This is a genomic window from Bacteroidota bacterium (genome assembly GCA_005882315.1).
Taxonomy (GTDB): Bacteria; Bacteroidota; Bacteroidia; order Chitinophagales; family Chitinophagaceae; genus VBAR01.
Genome location: VBAR01000001.1, coordinates 667,089 through 687,435 on the forward strand (window position 1 = coordinate 667,089; position 20,347 = coordinate 687,435).

General features: G+C 38.9%; 15 protein-coding genes. 5 read left to right on the forward strand and 10 right to left on the reverse strand.

The features are described 5' to 3' along the window. The first annotated feature begins 11 nt into the window (after positions 1-11). Positions 12-1,322: an MFS transporter gene (locus tag E6H07_02680; GenBank protein ID TMI64839.1), complete on the forward strand. Its 1,311-nt coding sequence runs from the start codon at positions 12-14 to the stop codon at positions 1,320-1,322. A 20-nt stretch (positions 1,323-1,342) separates the two neighbouring features. Further along, positions 1,343-2,203 (forward strand): MBL fold metallo-hydrolase, encoded by an 861-nt coding sequence (locus tag E6H07_02685; GenBank protein ID TMI64840.1) that lies wholly within the window; start codon positions 1,343-1,345, stop codon positions 2,201-2,203. Here the strand turns inward: E6H07_02685 and E6H07_02690 are convergent. Beyond that, positions 2,200-3,207 (reverse strand): flippase-like domain-containing protein, encoded by a 1,008-nt coding sequence (locus tag E6H07_02690; GenBank protein ID TMI64841.1) that lies wholly within the window; start codon positions 3,205-3,207, stop codon positions 2,200-2,202. The two genes, E6H07_02685 and E6H07_02690, sit on opposite strands and share 4 nt — an antisense overlap. 24 nt (positions 3,208-3,231) lie before the next feature. Here E6H07_02690 and ruvC point away from each other — a divergent pair, with 24 nt between their 5' ends. Both ruvC and E6H07_02700 read left to right on the forward strand, forming a co-directional pair. Further along, positions 3,232-3,792, forward strand: coding sequence for a crossover junction endodeoxyribonuclease RuvC (ruvC, locus tag E6H07_02695; GenBank protein TMI64842.1), 561 nt, complete (start codon positions 3,232-3,234; stop codon positions 3,790-3,792). A 4-nt stretch (positions 3,793-3,796) separates the two neighbouring features. Further along, positions 3,797-5,320 (forward strand): M20/M25/M40 family metallo-hydrolase, encoded by a 1,524-nt coding sequence (locus E6H07_02700; protein TMI64843.1) that lies wholly within the window; start codon positions 3,797-3,799, stop codon positions 5,318-5,320. Positions 5,321-5,435: 115 nt separating this feature from the next. Here E6H07_02700 and E6H07_02705 read toward each other — a convergent pair whose 3' ends face one another. The 3 genes from E6H07_02705 to greA form a co-directional block, all read right to left on the reverse strand. After that, on the reverse strand, positions 5,436-5,807 hold the full coding sequence (locus E6H07_02705; GenBank protein ID TMI64844.1) for a GxxExxY protein: 372 nt from the start codon (positions 5,805-5,807) through the stop codon (positions 5,436-5,438). A gap of 154 nt (positions 5,808-5,961) precedes the next feature. Further along, entirely contained in the window at positions 5,962-6,360 is a 399-nt protein-coding gene (locus E6H07_02710) for an HIT family protein (GenBank protein ID TMI64845.1), read from the reverse strand. A gap of 162 nt (positions 6,361-6,522) precedes the next feature. After that, positions 6,523-6,996, reverse strand: a complete 474-nt coding sequence (gene greA / locus E6H07_02715) for a transcription elongation factor GreA (protein ID TMI64846.1) — start codon at positions 6,994-6,996, stop codon at positions 6,523-6,525. Positions 6,997-7,374: 378 nt separating this feature from the next. Here greA and E6H07_02720 point away from each other — a divergent pair, with 378 nt between their 5' ends. Then, the gene (locus E6H07_02720) at positions 7,375-9,447 is read left to right on the forward strand and encodes a TonB-dependent receptor (protein ID TMI64847.1); all 2,073 of its coding nucleotides are present in this window, start codon (positions 7,375-7,377) and stop codon (positions 9,445-9,447) included. Between the two features lie 21 nt (positions 9,448-9,468). Here the strand turns inward: E6H07_02720 and E6H07_02725 are convergent, their stop codons facing one another. From E6H07_02725 to E6H07_02750, 6 genes are all read right to left on the reverse strand, one after another. Further along, entirely contained in the window at positions 9,469-10,395 is a 927-nt protein-coding gene (locus tag E6H07_02725) for a hydroxyacid dehydrogenase (GenBank protein ID TMI64848.1), read from the reverse strand. Positions 10,396-10,400: 5 nt separating this feature from the next. Continuing rightward, complete coding sequence (gene rsmA / locus E6H07_02730; GenBank protein ID TMI64849.1) at positions 10,401-11,153, reverse strand: 16S rRNA (adenine(1518)-N(6)/adenine(1519)-N(6))-dimethyltransferase RsmA; 753 nt, start codon at positions 11,151-11,153, stop codon at positions 10,401-10,403. 90 nt (positions 11,154-11,243) lie between these two features. Then, on the reverse strand, positions 11,244-13,889 hold the full coding sequence (locus E6H07_02735; GenBank protein TMI64850.1) for a T9SS type A sorting domain-containing protein: 2,646 nt from the start codon (positions 13,887-13,889) through the stop codon (positions 11,244-11,246). Between the two features lie 140 nt (positions 13,890-14,029). Then, positions 14,030-15,982, reverse strand: coding sequence for a T9SS type A sorting domain-containing protein (locus E6H07_02740; GenBank protein ID TMI64851.1), 1,953 nt, complete (start codon positions 15,980-15,982; stop codon positions 14,030-14,032). Between the two features lie 89 nt (positions 15,983-16,071). Next, the gene (locus tag E6H07_02745) at positions 16,072-16,479 is read right to left on the reverse strand and encodes a hypothetical protein (protein ID TMI64852.1); all 408 of its coding nucleotides are present in this window, start codon (positions 16,477-16,479) and stop codon (positions 16,072-16,074) included. A 206-nt stretch (positions 16,480-16,685) separates the two neighbouring features. Further along, positions 16,686-20,264 carry a T9SS type A sorting domain-containing protein gene (locus tag E6H07_02750; protein TMI64853.1) on the reverse strand — a complete coding sequence of 1,193 codons (3,579 nt, stop codon included), beginning with the start codon at positions 20,262-20,264 and terminating at the stop codon, positions 16,686-16,688. Positions 20,265-20,347 lie beyond the last annotated feature (83 nt).

The following is a 20,347-nucleotide window of genomic DNA, read 5'->3' on the forward strand; positions in this document are numbered from 1 at the left end:
AAACCAAGCACATGCAGACTGCATCTAAAAAAGTTGTGAACGGCTGGGCTATGTACGATTGGGCCAACAGTGTTTACAGTCTTGTTATTACTTCCACCATTTTCCCTGCTTATTTCGAAGGCATTACAGGTGATGACAAAGAAGAAACAATTAATGATACAGTTGTTTTCTTTGGAAGGGAGTTTGTAAATACTTCTTTATATAATTACGCTTTGGCTATTGCATTTCTCGTTGTAGCGATCATGTCGCCATTACTTTCCTCTATTGCCGATTACCGGGGAAATAAAAAATCATTTCTTCGTTTTTTCATGACAATGGGAAGTATAGCATGCAGTGCATTGTTTTTCTTTGATGCATCTAACCTGGGTTTCGGTTTGATCTGTATGATCATTGCCTGTATCGGCTATTGGTCAAGCGTGGTTTTTTATAATTCATTCTTGCCGGAAATTGCGGCCCCTGCTGACCGTGACCGTATAAGTGCAAAAGGGTTTTCGTATGGTTATACCGGTAGTGTTATTCTCCAGGTCATTTGTTTTGTTTTTGTAATGAAAAACGACCTGTTTGGAATTACAAAAGGATTTGCTTCACAACTTTCGTTCCTGCTGGTTGGTATCTGGTGGTTTTCATTCGCCAGTTTTTCATTGAGACGTTTACCTAATTCAGAACCCGCCGGAGAAATGAACAATAAGAACATCCTTTCCAACGGCTATAAAGAATTACGAAAAGTATGGCACCAGCTTGCTTCTCTTCCGCTATTAAAAAGATACCTGGGGGCTTTTTTCTTTTTCAATATGGGAGTGCAGACAGTTATGCTTTCAGCTACACTTTATGGCAAAGGCGAACTGGCCATCCCAACAGCAAATCTTATTATATCCATTCTTATCATTCAACTGATCGCTATACCCGGAGCTTATCTTATTTCAAAATTATCCGCCCGGATCGGAAACCTGAAAGCACTGATGCTTTGTGTTTTTTTATGGATAGGAATTTGCATTGCAGCCTACTATATTCCCAAAGGCGGCATCTATCATTTTTATGTGTTGGCAGTTATCGTTGGCTTTGTAATGGGTGGCATACAATCCCTTAGCCGAAGCACTTATGCCAAACTGATGCCGGTAACAAAAGACACAGCTTCTTTTTTCAGTTTTTATGATGTATCAGAAAAAATTGCCATCGTAATAGGCATGTTCAGCTTTGGCTTTATTACAGAACTTACAGGCTCACAAAGAACATCAGTACTTGCATTGATGATATTTTTTATAATAGGTTTATTTTTGCTGCTGTACACAAAAGCGGCAGAAAATAAAATAGTAACTAATTAAATAAAATAGTAACTAATTAAATGAAACTTTATTCAATCAATACTGGTTATTTCAAATTGGATGGCGGTGCTATGTTTGGCGTAGTTCCGAAAACTATCTGGAATAAAATAAATCCTGCTGATGAAAATAATTTATGCAGCTGGGCATTGCGCTGTATGCTGATCGAAGATGCCGGCCGTTTGATCTTAGTTGATAATGGCAACGGAGATAAACAGGATGCAAAGTTTTTCAGCCATTATCATTTGCACGGAGATGATACGCTGGAAAAATCATTGGCAAAATATGGATTCAGCAAAAATGATATCACGGATGTTTTTCTTACGCATTTGCATTTTGATCATTGTGGCGGCTCGATCGTTCGTGAAGGGGACAAGTTAGTTCCTGCTTTTAAGAATGCAACTTACTGGAGTAATCTTGAGCATTGGAACTGGGCTGTGCATCCTAACGAAAGAGAGAAAGCCTCTTTTCTTAAAGAAAATATTTTACCAATTGAAGAATCGGGCAAATTGAAATTTATTCCTGTAGCTGAAATGGCAGATGCAAGATTAGGAGAAACAGAATTTACTGAGAATATATCGGTTCGTTTCGTTAACGGACATACAGAAGCAATGATGCTTCCCCAAATAAAATACAAGGATAAAACAGTTGTCTTTATGGCCGACTTGCTTCCTTCTGCAGGACATATACCGCTTCCTTATGTTATGGGTTATGATATGTTTCCAATGACAACACTGAATGAAAAGAAATCATTTTTGAAAGAAGCATTGGAAAATGATTATATCCTTTTCTTTGAACATGACCCGAAAAATGAATGCTGCAACCTGCAACAAACTGAAAGAGGAATTAAACCAAAAGATTTTTTTAAACTCGAAGAGATCTAATTCTGCAATTCTTTTTTCTTAAACAATCTTACCCCAGCAATCAACAAACTCCCCGCAATAGCAGGAAGTACCAGGTTTATAAACCAGATAGCGGCAATTGTCATCGTTACTCCCAAAGAATTGATGGTAAATAATTTCATCAGTCTCCATGTTATATCTCCCCTGATAGCCACATCAGCGATTGCAAAAGTCGGGATCACTGCAAGTATGAGAAATACAACGCTGAGCACAAATAAATTTTGCCACCAGTTTATCTCCACATTAAACAATCGGAAGAGCAGGTAGTATTGCAGGCAAAAAACAATAAACCGGGCAAAAGAAAGCAACAGCAGCTTAACAAGCAATTTGATTTCTGTATTCTCAAGATCTTTTACGAGATACAAATGTTTATCCAGCCACGGAATTTTTTCTGCCAGTTTGCTGAATATGGATAACCGGAAATACAAGAGCAGCATGACTGCCAGTACGATCATTGAACCATATAAAAATATTTTCAGCCAGAGACTGTTGTCATTCCCGGCAATTATTTCAGCGCTGCTGATCTTATTCATGAGCAATAACAATCCTATACAACCCATCAGAATAGTGATGATGAGCTGGCTCATACTGCAAACAATTGTCAATGCAATACTGCGTAACCGGTTGCCATCATCGAGAAACAATACACGGCCTGCATACTCTCCTACCCTGTTAGGCGTAGTAGCTGAGAATGAAACACCACTTAATATAGCTTTAAATGCTTTGAATAAACTTACCTGTTGAACTTTCCTGATGGCTAGTTTCCATTTCCATGTTTCAATCAGCCAGTTCAGTAACATGAGTAAAAAAACAAGAGCAATATAAATGACGACCTGTGTGAGAGGCGTTTGCCTGAGCTGATCCCAGGCTTTTGGGAGATCAGGTTGTTTACTTATTTGTTTATATAGAGAATAAGAAAGCCATATGAACAAAAGCGGCCCGAGTACATAATTGACAAGTATTTTGATTTTCTTATTCAACTTCATTATTCTTGTAAAAATACTCCCTGCCTGCAAAAGCAACGTAAAATAATTTTAGGTATTGACCCCGGTACACTGATCACCGGTTATGGCATTATTGAATGTACAGGTAACAGCATTTCATTAAGAGAAATGGATGTGCTGAAACAATCCGGCAAAAAAGATAATTATATCCGGCTGCAGCTGATCTATAAAAAAGTGGAGAACCTGATAAAAAAATATAACCCGGATGAGTTTGCCATTGAAGCTCCTTTCTTTGGCAAGAATGTACAAAGCATGCTGAAACTCGGACGGGCGCAGGGTGTTGCTATTGCCGCCGCTATCAGTGCAGGTTTGCCGGTAACTGAATACTCACCGAAAAAAATAAAACAATCCATCACGGGTAATGGTAATGCAGATAAAGATCAGGTTTGGAAAATGCTGCAGCGGTTGTTATCATTAAAAGAACAGCCGCAATACTATGATGCAACCGATGCATTGGCTGTGGCTGTTTGTCATCATTTTCAAAGTAGTAATGCTATCGGTAAAACTGCAAAAGGCCTCAAAGGTTGGGATGACTTTATAAAAAAGAACCCCGGCCGTATAAAATAGATGTATGAAAAAAATCATTCCCTTGCTTCTAGGTGCTTTCGTTTTTCAAAGCATCACTGCACAAAATGTACAACAAAAAATAAATCAGTTCACAAAAGAAAATGAGGTAAATCTCATTAATGAATACATTCTATTTGTCGGTATTCCTAATGTGACTAAAGATTCATCAAATATTCTACGCAATGCTGAATTCATAAAAGAAATGATGGAGAAGCGTGGAATAAAAACTGAGTTATTAGATGGCATTACTCCTAAAGTAAACCCTGCTGTATTTGGTGAAATAAAAGTGCCTGGTGCAAAAACCACATTGGCTTTCTATGCACACTATGACGGGCAACCTGTGAACCCTGATAAATGGACGGGCGGGTTAAAACCTTTTGACCCTGTATTTATTGATAAACCAATTGAGCAAGGTGGAAAAATTCTTAAGATACGGGATGCTGTTTCACCTGAATGGAGACTGACCGGTCGCGGAAGTGCTGATGATAAAGCCGGTGTAATGACAATAATAAGTGCTTATGATGCTTTAGTGAAAAGCGGAATTCCTTTAAAACATAATATCAAATTCTTTTTTGAAGGTGAAGAAGAATTGGGCTCCATACATCTTGATGAAATATTTAATAAGCATAAAGAAAAATTAGCAGCCGATCTCTGGATCATTGCTGATGGGCCGAGGCATGTATCGGGTAAAAAGATGATCGTATTTGGTGTGAGAGGTGACGTGAATATGAACCTTACTGTTTATGGGGCTAAACGTCCCTTGCATAGTGGCAACTATGGTAGCTGGGCGCCAAACCCCGCAAAATTGTTAGTGGATCTGCTGGCCAGTATGAAAGATGAAAAAGGGAATGTGCTGGTGAAAAATTATTATGATGATGTGGTACCGTTGTCTACCAGTGAGAAAGAAGCCATTTCAAAAATTCCTAATATTGAAGAAACACTAAAACTGGAATTGGAAATTGCGGAACCAGAAGGCGGTGGTAAATCTTTTATTGAATTGTTGCATTTGCCTACGATCAATATTAATGGTATACGCAGCGCTGATGTCGGAGACCTGGCTGCGAATATTATACCTGTAAAAGCAGAAGCAACATTAGACCTGCGACTTGTATTGGGTAATGAAGTAGATAAGCAAATCACTAAAGTCATAAAACATATCGAGTCTAAGGGATTTCATGTGATCGATCATGAACCTACTGATGAAGAAAGAATGAAATATGGCAAGCTTATAAAAATATCTCATAACCAAGGCTACCCTGCACAACGAACCTCATTTGATATTCCTATCGTCAAAGACCTTACTAAAGCAGTTCAGTCAACTGTAAACTACCCGGTGGTTTTGCTGCCTTCTGCAGGCGGCAGTTTGCCTTTATATCTTTTTGAAAAAACACTAAAGACAAAAGTTATATCAGTGCCGGTAGTGAATTATGATAATAACCAGCATGCAGAGAATGAGAATATGCTTGTTAAATATTTATGGGAAGGCATTGAAACAATGGCAGCGATTATGGTGATGGAGAAGAAATAGCAATTTCAACTACAATTAAAATTTACTTTCCGGTTAAACTTTCTCCTCTAACCTTTTAAATTTTCTATTTTTTACCACAGAGTAGCTCAGAGGTATGCACAGAGTTTCGCGGAGTTTATAAAACAACTCTTTTGATTCCGTGTTTTAGTGATTTGACATTAAAATTTAATAGCAAGCCGACTTTGCAACCGCTCAGCTTGAGATAGGTTAGTACCTGGGCGAGATGAATATCATTAAAAGACTCCACCACCTTAATCTCAACTACAACTTGTCGTTCAACAAGTAAATCAATTCTATAACCAGCATCTAGTTTTACCTCTTTATAAATCAAGGGCATTGCCACTTGCCGCTGTATAAACAGACCATCTTTTGTAGTCTGGTAATACAAACATTCCTCGTATGCACTTTCAAGCAAGCCTGGCCCCAAAACCGTATGGACCTCAAAGGCTGATTTTAATATTCTTTGTGTTATTTCATTTTCAGTCATAAACGAGCTTTACTCTGAGTAACTCTGTGAAAAAGCTCCGTGTTACTCTGTGGTTAAATTTTTTATTATCCTCTTCTGTACCTTTTCCAACTCTCAGCATTTTTTAACCACAGAGTCTCACGGAGTTTATAAAAACAACTCCTTTGCCTCCATATTATGCTGTGGTTAAATTCTTAATTATTCTTTCCTGCACCTTCTTCAAACTCTCATCCGAAGCTTTAAGTTTCGCTTGAGTAAAATTCAAATCATTTGAATCACTAATGGGAATTAAATGCATATGTGCATGAGGAACTTCCAAACCAATCACTGAAATGCCACAACGGTTGCAGTTGAATGATCTTTCAATAGCTTTTGCAATTGGCTGAGCAAATACCAGCATCTCTTTTAAATATTCTGCTGGCAGATCAAATAAATTATCAACTTCTGTTTTAGGCACTACCAGCACATGCCCTTCACGCAATGGAAAAATATCAAGAAAGGCAAAAAATTTTTCATTCTCTGCGATTTTATAAGAAGGGATTTCTCCTGCTATGATTTTTGAAAAGATTGTCATACCGCCAAAGATTTTATGTTTAAGATTGTAGATGTAAGATTTGATATGCCTCAGTTTGGAAAACACTTTCAAATTTACAATTGGCAATGGGCAACCAGCAAATAAAAATCCCGTCCTGAGTTTATCGAAGGACGGGATCAACTATTATCTATAAGTTATTGTCTAAATAAATATTTTTTCGATCTTAAAATTCAGAATTCCCGCCGGCGCCTGTACTTCAGCCACGTCACCTACTTCTTTCCCGAGCAATCCTTTTCCGATCGGTGAAGTAATAGAGATCTTTCCGGCTTTCAGGTCAGCTTCTTTTTCACTTACGATCTGGTAAGTCACCTGTTTTTTTGTACCCAGGTTAGTGAGTGTAACCTTTGTAAGAATAGACACTTTGCTGGTATCGATAGTGGTCTCATCCAGCACACGGGTATTGGATAATGCACCTTCCATTGAAGCGATCTTTGCTTCCAGCATTCCCTGTGCTTCTTTGGCAGCATCATACTCGGCATTTTCTTTCAGGTCGCCTTTTTCCCTTGCTTCGGCAATAGCCCTAGAAGCAGCAGGGCGGTCAACGCCTTTCATTTTCTGAAGATCAGCTTTCATTTGCTCCAGTGTCTCTTTCGTCACATATTGAATCGTACTCATAACATCATTTTTTGAGTAAAAAGAAAAAAATAACAACGCCTCAGCAGGGTTACTGTGAAGCGTTGCATTTATTAATACCACAAAAATAGAAAATTATTTACTACAAATAAAACTCTGTGTTGATTATAAATAATAAAGAGCCATAAACCATAGTAAAATCATCAATTTCTGTTCCAGCCATGGGCAGTATTTCGGCCCGGCCTATGCACAAATCCTCACTGGGGTGATTCTGTAGCCCGGCAGCCTTTTAGTATTATCAGCATTACCATAAATATTTTTCCACCCGGTGTGAAATGAAATTCCTTAACAAAGATCCATGGGAATATTTATTCTTGTCCAAAGCATTTAACTTTATGCCATTCTTCTGAAATCCATTTTATGAAAAAGCTACTAACACCATTCTGTTCCGTCCTTGCCGTGCTTTATTCTTTCTCCATTGCAGCACAGGATAATTCAGATTCTACTGCACGAACTTTAGAAACTGTTACTATTAAAGCCTATGAAGGAAGCAGGAAATTGAAAGAAGTACCGGCCGGTGTAAATCATATTTCTTCTGCACAGCTTAACCGTTTTGACAATTCAAACATTCTTGCGGCTGTGAACGCCACACCGGGAGCAAGAATGGAAGAACGAAGCCCGGGCAGTTATCGTCTTAATATGCGTGGCAGTACAATGCGTTCTCCCTTCGGCGTAAGAAACGTAAAGATCTACTGGAATGATATTCCGTATACAGATCCCGGTGGAAACACATACCTGAATCAACTCAGTATTTTTAATTTTCAAAATATCGAGATCATCAAAGGACCTTCCAGTAGTTTATATGGAGCTGGCAATGGCGGCGCATTACTCATCAATCAAAATCCGTTGATCACAAAAAAAGGATTGGATATAAACTACACCGCTGGTAGCTTTGGTATGTTTGGTTTTAATGTTCAGTTGAATGCCGGTAATGATAAACTTGCCAACTCGGTTAGTGTCGGCCGTATGAACAAAGATGGTTACCGCGATCATACCAATATGAAAAGAGATATTGCTACCTGGCAAATGCAATTGAGAACTTCTGCAAAAAATAAACTTGTCTTTAATGTGCTTTTTGGTGACCTGTATTATCAAACACCCGGTGGGTTGACACGTACAGAATTTTATACGGATCCTAAAATGGCAAGACCAGCAGCAGGAGTCAATCCATCAGCAGAAACAGCAAAGGCAGCTATCTATCAAAAAATGTATATCGCCAGTATTGCCGATCATTTTCAGATCAGTAAACATGTAAGCAATTATACAGTTCTTTATTCAGCAAAAGTTGAATTGGAAAACCCGACATTCCGCAATTATGAAGCACGGAATGAACCGCATTACGGCGGACGAACAGTTTTCAAATGGGATCTTGCATCAACCAATACAAAAACAGTTATTGTTTGGGGTGCTGAAATGCAAACAGGAAAATTCAATATCATGACATTCACCAATAAATTGGGAATGCCTGATAAGCTGCTTACAGATGATAATGTAAAAAACAATAACCTGTTGTTATTTGCCCAGGCTGATCTTTCTTTTAAGCATGATCTGAATGTTACGGTTGGTGCAGGAATGACAAGTTTTAAAGTTGGCATTACACGGATGAACGTTACCACCCCGGTTGAGCAAAGCCGTACCTATAAGAATGAATTGGCCCCGAGGATCGCTGTTTCAAAAAAATTGATCAAAGATCTGTGGATATATGCTTCTGTTGCAAAAGGTTTCTCACCACCTACCACGGCTGAGGTATTGCCTTCCAATAGTGTTATCAGCACTTCATTAAATGCAGAGCATGGCATCAGTTACGAAGGTGGCATTAAATCAAATTGGTGGAAGAATAAGATCTACATAGAAGCCTGTTATTTCTATTACCGCCTGGAAGATGCAATTGTACAAAGGCGTGATGCCAGCAATGCTGATTATTTTGTGAATGCCGGCAGCACTAAACAACAAGGACTGGAGTGGCAGTTATTATATAATATTATCAATAATGAAAACAAAAAGCTCAACCATCTTTCATTCCGTATTGCTCATACATTAAATGTTTTCAGTTATGAAGATTTCAAACAACTTACCAATGAGTTCTCTGGTAATAAGCTGCCGGGTGTACCAAAAAATACAGTTGCGGGCTTGTTAGATGTTTCACTTAGATCGGGTCCTTACCTTAACATCACCTATTATTATAGTGACCGGATCGCATTGAATGATGCGAATACAGATTTTGCTTCTTCTTACAATTTACTGGGAGCAAGGTTGGGCTGGCGAATAAAAAATAAAAAAGGAAAGTCAAATGCTGATTTCTTTATTGGTGGGGAAAATTTATTTGATATGCGTTACAGCCTTGGCAATGATATTAACGCTGTTGGTGGCCGATACTTCAATACTGCATCTGGTGTAAATATTTATGGAGGTATAGCACTGCATTTTCAATAAGAGAAGAGGAATTGAATAAGATCATTTCAATTCTATTTTATCTAATAATACTTCCGCCATTTTTAAAAAAGCTTCATGGCTGTAACCGGCGATATGCGGAGTGATAATTACATTCGGTTGATTGAGTAACCAAACTATTTGCTGCTGCTCTTCTGCATTATACGTTTCGAATTTTTCATTTTCCAATACATCGAGCCCGGCGCCACGAATTTTATTTTCTGTTAAAGCATTTATCAATGCAGTAGTATCTGTTACTTTACCCCTGCAGGTGGAAATAAACCAGGGTTTATTTTGCAAGGCATCAAAAAAAATTCTTCCGGCCATATGATATGTTTCTTCAGTAAGCGGCACATGAAAACTTATAATGTCCGCATACCTGCATACCTGGTCAAGATTGGCCTCCTTAATATAATCTTTAGCAAATCCAGATTTATATTTATCGTAGGCAAGCACCGTCACATTAAATGACGCCAGCAATTTTGCAAATGAAGAACCTGTATTTCCATAACCAATTATACCGACTGTTTTACCAGTCAATTCATAGCCGCGGTTTTCATTACGCACCCACTTACCTTCTTTCACCTGCTCATGCGAGGAACCGATATTATTCATCAGGTTAAGCAACATTCCCAGGGTATGTTCTGCTACAGCATTCCGGTTACCTTCCGGGCTACTGATACAACGGATCCCTTTTGACTCTGCATATTCAACATCTATCAATTCCATACCACTGCCTAAACGGCCTACCCATTTCAGTTGCTTTGCTTCATCTATTATTGTTTTATCAACCCTGATCCTTGTTGTTACTACCAATCCCTCAGCTTCACCGGCTATTTGTTTCAGTTCTTCATAGGTAATATCAGGCAGGTAAGCAACTTCCATCCCTCTGCTTTGCAATTTCTCCATAAATATTTCATGCGCCTTTGCTGTTACTATTATCTTACCCATTTATGCTATTTCATTTTAAAAGTCAGTTCTGCAAATTCTTTTACCGAAAGCTGTTCGGCCCTTTTATTAAACAACTCATCTTGCAATATGGCTGCATCAAATAAACTTTTTACCGCATTTCGTAAGGTTTTTCTCCGCTGGTTGAATGCCGTTTTTACCAGGGTAAAAAAATATCTTTCAGATCTCATGTTCAGCGGCTCACTCACCGGTACAAGCCGGATAACTGCACTTTTTACTTTCGGCGGCGGCTGAAAACATTTTTCAGAGACCTCAAATAAGTATTCAACTTTATAAAACGCCTGCACCAGCACACTTAGTACACCATAGGTTTTATTCCCTTCTTTTGCTGCAGCCCGCTGTGCCACTTCTTTTTGAAACATACCAATCACACATTCTACATCTTCTTTCCATTCAAGTACCTTAAACAATATCTGGCTGGAAATGTTATATGGAAAATTTCCTATGACCGTAAATTTTCCTTCAAATGGCTTTTCTATATCCAAAAAACTTTGATGAATGATCTTATTTTTTAATTGGGGATAGGTCTTTAAAAGATATTCCACTTTTTCATCATCAAGTTCCACCGCTTTGAAATCAATGCCTTCCGATTGCAGCAAGTATTTTGTCAGCGCCCCACCACCCGGACCCACTTCAAGCAGTCGGCTGAATGAATGTTCTTCTAAAGATACCACTATCTTCCGGCAGATATTTTCATCCTTCAGGAAATGCTGACCCAATGATTTTTTTAATGTATACATCCCTGCAAATGTAATTCAATGATTTCTTCCAGGTTAAGGGATAAAAAAAGCCACTTTATAAAAAGTGGCTTTAAAATGTTTTACCAGGATCTAATGCTGAATGATTATTTTTTCTGTCCTTAATGATTTACCCTTGCTATCAGCAACTTTTAAGATATAAATACCATTTGGTAAAGAAGAAGTTTCAATACGGGTAGCCCTGGCCGATGATCTTTTCCTGTTAACGATCCTGCCGCTCAGATCAACTATATCAATCATCCTGTTATCTGCACCAGCATAATTATATACAATAACATAAGTACTTGCCGGATTAGGATATACATCTATACTCCTGTCTTTTGTATCTTCTGTTATCAGGCGGGTATCATATTGCTGAGTTGGTGAAGGAACATAAGTAAACTCAAGAATGCTACCCGGATTATTCGGGGTGGTAGTAACGTTTCCGGTGGGTCCGGATGTAGAACCACTTGAATCGCATGCAACATATATTTTTAAACCATCCGGCGATACCACAACATCCCTGAATCTTCCGAGTCCACGGAAATAATGAATGGTGTCAGATAAAATACTTTGTCCGTCATTGCTGAGTTTATACCTGGAAACCGTTCCCTTCTTGAGATTTGCGATCAATAACGAATTTTGCCATCCTGGTATAGTGCTGTTTCCATAAAAATCACTTCCTGAAGGACCCACTGATGGCCAAAGCATATTATCTCCGCTTGATGGTGGATTAGTCACCGGGAACAATGAACGTAAAGGTTCTTTTGCATTTAAAGCATTACAATTTGCCTGCTCATTAACAATTGTAAAGCCACCAGTTGTTCTTCCGTTATAGTTACCATCACACCAGCCGATCACATTTGGCCATCCGAAATTGCGTCCATTCTCAATAATATTTATCTCATCATCACTGTAAGGGCCATGTTCATCACTGTATAAAATATTTGTTCCATTCACATTACCCCATACAAGTCCCTGTGGGTTACGATGACCAAATGAATAAACTGCATTACCAAAAGGATTGTTAGTAGGTATCCATGAGCCTCCGCCATCGGGTTCAGTATTTAACCTCAATATTTTTCCTTCGTAAATATTTACATTCTGTGCATTGTTCACTCTGCTGATATTATCATACTGACCGGCTCCCATATCTCCAACTGAATAATACAATTTCACATCAGGTCCGATTGCTATACGTGCCGAATTATGATCATTACTTCCGGGAATATTTTCAAGAATGGTTACCGGGGATTGAAGTTGTTGCGTAAGGGTGTTATAAGTATACCTTGCAATTCTTGTTTTCCGCATCGTACTGCTGGTAGATTCGTAGGTGTATGATATGTATACATAAGGTTTACCGAGTAAGAATTCCGGGTGCAATGCAAGTCCCATCAATCCATCCTGTCCTCCCGCAAGAACCATCAATGGTCCGAGTGTCAATACAGTTGTTTTCAATCCTGATATAGGATCTACAAAACTTACTTTGCCTGCAAAACGTTCGGTGTACCATAAATTACCATCAGGTCCATAAACCAGGTCATGCGGCATTCGCTGATTAGCGATAACAGTACGCATGGTAAAGTTTTCTGTTCCTGTAGTATTCAAAAGTGTGGTAACCGATAATCCAATACTTGGTAAACTTGAATTGGCTGCAGCATCCTTTGCGATCACTGTCATTGAATAAACCGATCCAGCATTAAGTCCTGTTACGTCAAAATAAGTATTTGTAACTGATGGGCCATTTATCTTAACACCATTCCGGTAAACATCATACCCTGTCACACCAACATTATCCGACGAGGCATCCCATTTTAATCTGAATGAATTTTGAGTAACAATAATGGCACCCAGGTCAAGAGGAATAGTTGGTGGCTGAATATCACCGGCAAGTGTAGTTACATTTAAAGTGCTGCTATTTGCAGATTGGTTCCCTGCTGCATCTTTCGCTTTTACATAATAACTGTAAGCAGTGTTGGTAATCAGTCCGGTTACATTATAAGAAGTAGTTGTAATATTTGAGGGATTTATCTTCACTCCGTTCTGGTACACATCATAACCAGTTACGCCAGCATTATCAGTTGATGCAGTCCAGGCAAGTGTGAAAGAACTCGTGGTGATATTGGATGAAGAAAGATTAGTTGGTGAAGTTGGTGCTTGTGTATCGGGCAACTGTGTCATAAGACTAGTGCCGGGCACAACTTCGCTGGGTGCACTTGTTGGCTGACCGGGCTTTGCCCAACCCACAGCCAAATTATCATTCCCTGTACTTTCCTTCATCAGTGCTTCTACATAATAAACTTGTCCGGCAGTAAGAGTAATAGCTGCCGATTTTTGTGAAGGATATTTAGTCCATTGCCTGGAATTAGTTCCGCTTGTGTTAAAAGCAATTTTTATTTTATTAGCGGGGTTGCTGCCAGTACTCAGCCAAAGTTCGCCGCTCTCATCACTTGCTATCCAGAAAATATAATTTCCTGTAGCAGGCGGGCAGATGTATCCATTCATTCTTATACCAATATTGTTACCCAAGTTTGTTGCCATCTCAAATAAGGTTCGTGTGCCTGTAGTAGATGGGTTGTTTGGATAAGCAGGAATGGATGTAAGATTGGATACAGCAGAGCCGGAAATGCTATTCCATCGTTGGAAATTGATAGCCCCGGTGCCGGAGCATGTCTGAGAGCTGATAGTTTGAACACTGATAAATACAAAAATGAAAACGGGTAGTAAATTTTTAATCATAACTATTAGGTTTTAAAGGTGGAACTTGTATCCAAATCTATAAATAATCCTAACAGCTTAAAAATTAATTGACTGAGATTAAACTGTAAATAAAAAACCCTCTTTATATAAAGAGGGTTCTAATGTCTTTGATTGATATGTTATTTTGAAATAACGATCTTACGTATATAGCTTTCTTCTGCAGTTACCATTTTAATGAGGTAGACACCCGGTTGACAATTATCAAACTCTGAGAGATTGATCGTATTGTTTCCGGCATACAGTATAATTTTTTTACGGCTGATCAATTTACTGTTCATATCAGTGATTGAATATTCAGCTTCTCCACCTTTAAAAGTGATCAACGAAGCCCACACTTGTTCTGATGATGGGTTCGGGAAGATCAGTAATCCTGGTTTTACATCATTGTTAAGGCGCATTGCCACAATATTACTGTACACCACTTTTCCATCTCTACCTGTTACACGAAGACGGTAGTAAATGATTGGTGAACGAACACTGCTTACATCATGATTGAAAGAATAAGCAGCATTCCCGGATTGATCAAAAGGATTTACGGATCCCAGAGACATAAAATTATTGCTCTCCAGGCTATACTCAAGTTCAAATGAATTGATTTGTTCGTTCTGTAAAACCTCCCAGTTTAACACTGCGTTTTTCTTGTTTAAAACGCCGCTAAATTCAGTCAGGTTTTTATCCAATACCATACAAAAACTGTCAAGTGCTATGCTTACCGTATCATAACCAAATACAGGGCATTGGGTATGGAGACGTTGTGCTACTATATAAGTACCTGTTGAATCTACAGTGATAGAAGGCCCTGTTGTAGTTCCAATAATATGACCATTCGATGTAGACCAGTTATAGGTTGATGTTGATAAGGGATTAAGTACTGTAATATCAGTGACCCCCATTTGTCCACAGAAGATAGGCATCTCGGCAACGATCTGTGGCATCGGAATATCAAACATTCTAAAAGGAGCAACAAAGTCTTTTAGCTCAGCAGTAAATGATGTGGAAGCTCTTGTTTTTACAAGTACTCTGCGGAAAGGCGTACCACATCCATTTGTACTTATATATGCAGGGTCAAGACCCAATTTTGTAAGGTTAACAGAGAACTCCATAAACTGACGTGTAATGTATGTTGTATTCAGACTATTATCCGTTCTTACCAGGGAGAATGGGCCAGTCCACGAAGTTGCACCACATTGCAAACCTGTATAATAAGCACCTGCAGTTTTAGGTAAAATACTGGCATAACCATAGGTTGCACTTGCAGAAGCACCATCAAATAAACCTCCCCAGTTAAAATACATGGGTGTCATTGCTAAAGCGGTTTTGTTAATCCATATCCGGGCTTCAACCAATGTTAACGATGAACTGCTGTACTCTGCAGTGAAAATAATATCACCGGGTCGCTGCACACTTCCGTCTGGATTAAAGGTCCAGGAAGTATGTCCTGCATCCGGTCCGTAGTTCCGAAAAGTAAGTGCAGGTCGATCGTAGTAAAAATCTGTTTGATATAATTCAAAATCAAAATAACGGTTACCTGTTGTGTTCTCAATTGATATGCCACCAAACATCCATAATGAGTCCGTAATATTTGGACCTGCTCTTCTTGCATGCACAAACACATCAAGAATATCATTTTTATCAGGAATACCCTGGGAAACAGGGGTAGTCCAGTTAACAGGACTGTCGCCATTCTTATTACTACCAGAAGCATACACAGTTGAATCATCACCATGAAAGTCTCTGGTAAATATTCCATCAAGCAACAGACGATTATTTACTATTGAATAAGGAGCTTGCCTCATTAGTCTTGAGAACGATAACATTCTTGAGGCGGGATTAGTACTATAGCGAGCAACTAATGCTGCCGCTCCATTGGTGTCAATAATGAATTGCCCTGTTCCGGCTGTTCCATTATTATACCAGTCATCACCAACGCTGGTTACAGCCCCATTGAAGTAATTGGCTCTTAGCTCTGCTTCAATACCAAAGTTTGCCCTTGTTACCGGTCCTGTAATTTGGGCTATTGAAACTGACGTGATAAATAAGGTGACTGATGCATAAAGTAAAAGTCTTTTCATAGGGGTAAATTTTACTCACAAATACTAATTACACATTTTATAAACCATTGCCGGCACGTTAACCGTTACCGGCAATAGTCAATAATTTTTTAGTGAGCCATAATTCTCACTGAAACGATCTCCGATTGAGCTGTACGGTTATCACTGTAATAAGCGGTGATCCTATAGTTAGATGTACCAGGATTAACATCATCGTCCGTATGTTTAAAACTACGAACACCACTACCCGGAACACTTGCTACAGGTAACCATACTGAATAGGGATCATTAGGGTCTTCCATTGTTTTTTCAATATCAAATCCGGCAAGATTTGTATTGTCGGCCATCCCCCAGGTAAGTGTAATACCTTTACCCTGGCGATGGGCTCTTAAAAATGCGAATTCCCCTGCAACTACTGCAGATTTTGCTTCTGTGCTAACTTTTTTTTCAGGTGCTTGTATAAAAGCAGATGATAAAATGATAACACCAATAGCCGATAGAATGATTAATTTCTTCATAGAGTACGATTTTTATGAATACTAAAGTAAGCTTGTGGCAATATTCCCGCAACAGGTAAACCACTTGGGTTTGTTTCTGCGGATATCCCGTTTTTGGCGGTAAAAATTCTGGTTTACTCTACGATTAACAGGCCAATTTGCTACAGAAAAGACATAAAAAAGGAGTTGCAAAATTGCAACTCCTTTTAATTAAACGGTTTAAATATTTATAGTTTCTGAATTTTAATTCTTTTATCGATACCAGCGCCTGTGAGTTTTATGTAATAAGAACCCGCTGAAAGATTTTTCATAGGAATGACTAATTGATTATTAGCGCCTTTTTTCACTGAAATCTGGTTATATAATATTATACGTCCTGTATTATCATACAATGACCATTGAACATTTCCATTGTTAACCGCTGTAATAGATACAGTAGTTGTGTTATGAACCGGGTTTGGAGCTACAGTTATTTTTCCTGTAATATCCGCCAGTGAAACACTTATTATTTTTGAGTATTTGGAAGAGCCATCAGCATCTACCATTTTAAGGCGATAATAAATAACCGGAGCTTGCAGGTTAGTAATATCATTGTCAGTATAATTATACTCATTCACATTATTCGATGTTCCATGAGCATTTACCTGGCCTATATTACTAAAGCTTGCTCCATCTACACTTCTTTCAACCACAAAATGAGAAGCGTTTATTTCATTCTCAGTTTTCCAATTCAACAATACTGAATTATTTGATTGTAATGTGCCTGTAAATGTGAGCAGACCTAACGGTAATACAGTCATGTTGCTGCTCGCAAAATAGAAAGATGAAAATGAAGGGATATTTGTTTGCAATACATATCCATTAGTTCCATGCTGTAAGTCTGCAAGGATGGTGTTTGTTGGAGCAAACATTGTTGTGGCCGTTAATACAGCCGGACTACAAGGATCACCATTTTTCAAAATTTTCAAGTCGTTGATAGAAGAGACACCACTCAACGGATCTAAATCCAGCGCATCAAACTCTGCTTTCGAAATATACAGTCTTATTTTTACCAATGGTGAACCTGATGGCAAAGTAGGCTGAAACTGTGGGGTGATAGTTATGTTTCTATCTAAATACTTTGTTCCACCAGCACTTCTTATTCCTCCTGATTTTTTATAGAATGATGAAGTTACAGTGCCAAGTTTATTTCCATTGGCATTTATTTCAGCCATTATATTTCCATCAGGACCAGTGATAGGTACCCACAAACTAGTATTGCCATTAGCTGAATCAATAATAACTGTTGTACCAGTATTACAGGTATTTGCAGTGCCATTAGTAACATCAATTGATTCTGAGATAGTACTCCCGGCAAGGGCTGTTGCAGCTGCTGAATAACCCAAAAATTCATACCGCACTACACAGCCTAAACAATCTGCAACAACATCAGGGGGGTTGCCAACCGTAGCTGCAGAACCAGCAGCACTTCTATCCATAGACAAATAAATATCTCTTCCATTGGGTGAAAATGCCATATCTCTGTAACGGTTACCACTCTGAAAATAAGTGGCAGTATCGGCGCCTGCAGTTGGTATAACTGCAGTGCCCGTTGCATTAAGCTTTAATCGTATCGCTCTTCCCCATTTTAAACCAGCAACCAGCAAAGTATTTTTCCAACCTGGGATATATGTATTTGCATAATGGCCTAAACCAGACCATGCTTCTGAATGCCAGCCAGAACCATTTGGGGTTGTTCCTGCACTCCAAATACTTGAGATTGATCCTGGACCTGATGCAGGGCCGGGATAAGCAGAAAATAATGGGTCTTTATAAGCGCCATACTGGAGTGCATGTGCATTAATAGTATCCATGTTTGTTACTTCATTACCAATAGGCGGGCAGGCACCAACAGCTGCAGCCTGGCCATCGACAGTATAAGTAGCGTCATTATAGCCAAAGGGTACTCCCGCTGAAATACTAGTGCTTAATCCTGGTGTTGTAGTACCATTATAATTACCATCTGCATAGCCTATTATTAAAGGGTGACCATAATTTTTAAACCCTTGAATTATATTTATTTCATCATCACTAAAAGCGCCATGAGATGCTCCATATAAAATATTAAGTTGAGGGTTATACGCAAAGCCCTGGTTGTTTCTGATTCCGGTACACCATACTGCACTTTTGCCTACAATTGGTGCTATATCATTATAAGGGTTAGTAGCCGGTATCCATTTTTGATTACCTGATCCTGAACAGGTATCATCCAATGCAAAACGTAAGATTTTTCCTTCATAAGAATTTATTCTCTGTGCTTTGTTCGGGCGGGTTACGTTAGCAGATGTTGGAAACTGCTGGCCTGCGCCCATATCGCCTGCTGCATAAAATAAATAGTAATCTGAACCACCTTGTGTCATAGGGGCAATGATCATTCTTTGAGAATTATGATCCCCGCTTCCGGGTATAGTATCGCATATAGCTACCGGTGATTCTAACCTGTTGGTATTTGTATTATAAAAAAAGCGAACAATCCTGTTTGTATAAGCTACACCTGATATCCATGTATGTACATACGAAACATACACATAATTTTCGCCACCTGCTGCACCAGTAAAGTTTGGATGTAATGCCAAACCTGCAAAACCTCCCTGTGGATTATGCGCTGCAATATCAAACTGTGCGTTGAATGGTTGATCTGCTACTGGCAAAAATGTACTTCCCTGGGAAATATCAAGCACAACTTGTTTAGCACCGGTAACAGGGTTCATTCTATTTACCTTATAACCTTTTGCTTCTGTGATCCATAAATAATTATCCTGTCCATAAGTAATTTCCCAGGGATCTGCAAGTGCATTAGCCGGCGATATTATTGTTTGCCTGTAAACTTCATTCATTTTACCAGCAGTAATGTTTGCTCTTGCAGGCGATGATACAAGGATACTAAAGTTATTACCAGCCCCTCCTACTGCAGGGGTAGTTAAATACGCAGCAGATGAGTACACCCTTACATAATATTGTGTTGATGTTAATAATCCACCCGTTATAGTTATTTCTTCCTGCCCACATGCAATACTTGTTAAACTGCCGCAAGCACCAGAGTATAATTGTAACATGGCACCATTTGCTTTTAATAATGAACCGGGTGTTAAACTAATACTGGCATAAGTTTGAGTAGCACTTGTTGTAAACTTGTACCAAACATCATCATCTGGTATGCCGGTAGCACAACCCGCTGTTGCTGTACTTGCCGAAGCGTTTTGTACAGTGCCTGCATTATTTGCAGTTCCTATTGTAAGATTTACAGCGTTTACACAATCATCATTTGCGGGTGCTGCTGTATAAGAAACGCAAACAACATAATTCCAGCTGGCTGCTGTGCCTCCGGTTGGATTGGTTGTACTATACACTCTGAATAAATATTCTGTATTGGGGATGAGGTTTGTAAGCGATAAACCTGCAGCACCTTCAGGTGCTACTCCCAAAGAACCCGTTAAATCTGTTGGGCATGTATTTGATGGGAATGCTTCTATAAAAAAGTTAGCAGGAGATAAATTAGCTCCGGCAGAAGACGGTATTGATACTACAACATTTCGAATATTGGCTGGTGTAGTAAACTTAAACCAGGCATCATAGTTACCTGCTCCCAAGCCCGCAGTAACATTAGCAGTTTGAAGACTATATGTTGTTGCAGGACAAGCACCGGTAACAGGTACAATGTTAAAGGCACCAGAACATACATTATTAGCGCCAACCTGGGCAAATAATGAGAATGAAGAAAATAAAATTGAAAATAGTAGTGTGAAAACTTTGGTGGAGTTTCTCATAAAAATTGGATTTCGCCAAAAGTATAAATCAATAAAATATTTTCCTTGAGCACTAATACCTTTTTTTTAATCGTATTTATACC

Coding starts and splice junctions, on each gene's coding strand:
- E6H07_02740 (TMI64851.1), bottom strand. CDS start 15,982: ATGAAAAGACTTTTACTTTATGCATCAGTCACCTTATTTATCACGTCA.
- rsmA (TMI64849.1), bottom strand. CDS start 11,153: ATGTATACATTAAAAAAATCATTGGGTCAGCATTTCCTGAAGGATGAA.
- E6H07_02705 (TMI64844.1), bottom strand. CDS start 5,807: ATGACTGAAAATGAAATAACACAAAGAATATTAAAATCAGCCTTTGAG.
- E6H07_02750 (TMI64853.1), bottom strand. CDS start 20,264: ATGAGAAACTCCACCAAAGTTTTCACACTACTATTTTCAATTTTATTT.
- E6H07_02685 (TMI64840.1), top strand. CDS start 1,343: ATGAAACTTTATTCAATCAATACTGGTTATTTCAAATTGGATGGCGGT.
- E6H07_02720 (TMI64847.1), top strand. CDS start 7,375: ATGAAAAAGCTACTAACACCATTCTGTTCCGTCCTTGCCGTGCTTTAT.
- E6H07_02735 (TMI64850.1), bottom strand. CDS start 13,889: ATGATTAAAAATTTACTACCCGTTTTCATTTTTGTATTTATCAGTGTT.
- E6H07_02680 (TMI64839.1), top strand. CDS start 12: ATGCAGACTGCATCTAAAAAAGTTGTGAACGGCTGGGCTATGTACGAT.
- E6H07_02700 (TMI64843.1), top strand. CDS start 3,797: ATGAAAAAAATCATTCCCTTGCTTCTAGGTGCTTTCGTTTTTCAAAGC.
- E6H07_02725 (TMI64848.1), bottom strand. CDS start 10,395: ATGGGTAAGATAATAGTAACAGCAAAGGCGCATGAAATATTTATGGAG.
- E6H07_02710 (TMI64845.1), bottom strand. CDS start 6,360: ATGACAATCTTTTCAAAAATCATAGCAGGAGAAATCCCTTCTTATAAA.
- greA (TMI64846.1), bottom strand. CDS start 6,996: ATGAGTACGATTCAATATGTGACGAAAGAGACACTGGAGCAAATGAAA.
- E6H07_02690 (TMI64841.1), bottom strand. CDS start 3,207: ATGAAGTTGAATAAGAAAATCAAAATACTTGTCAATTATGTACTCGGG.
- E6H07_02745 (TMI64852.1), bottom strand. CDS start 16,479: ATGAAGAAATTAATCATTCTATCGGCTATTGGTGTTATCATTTTATCA.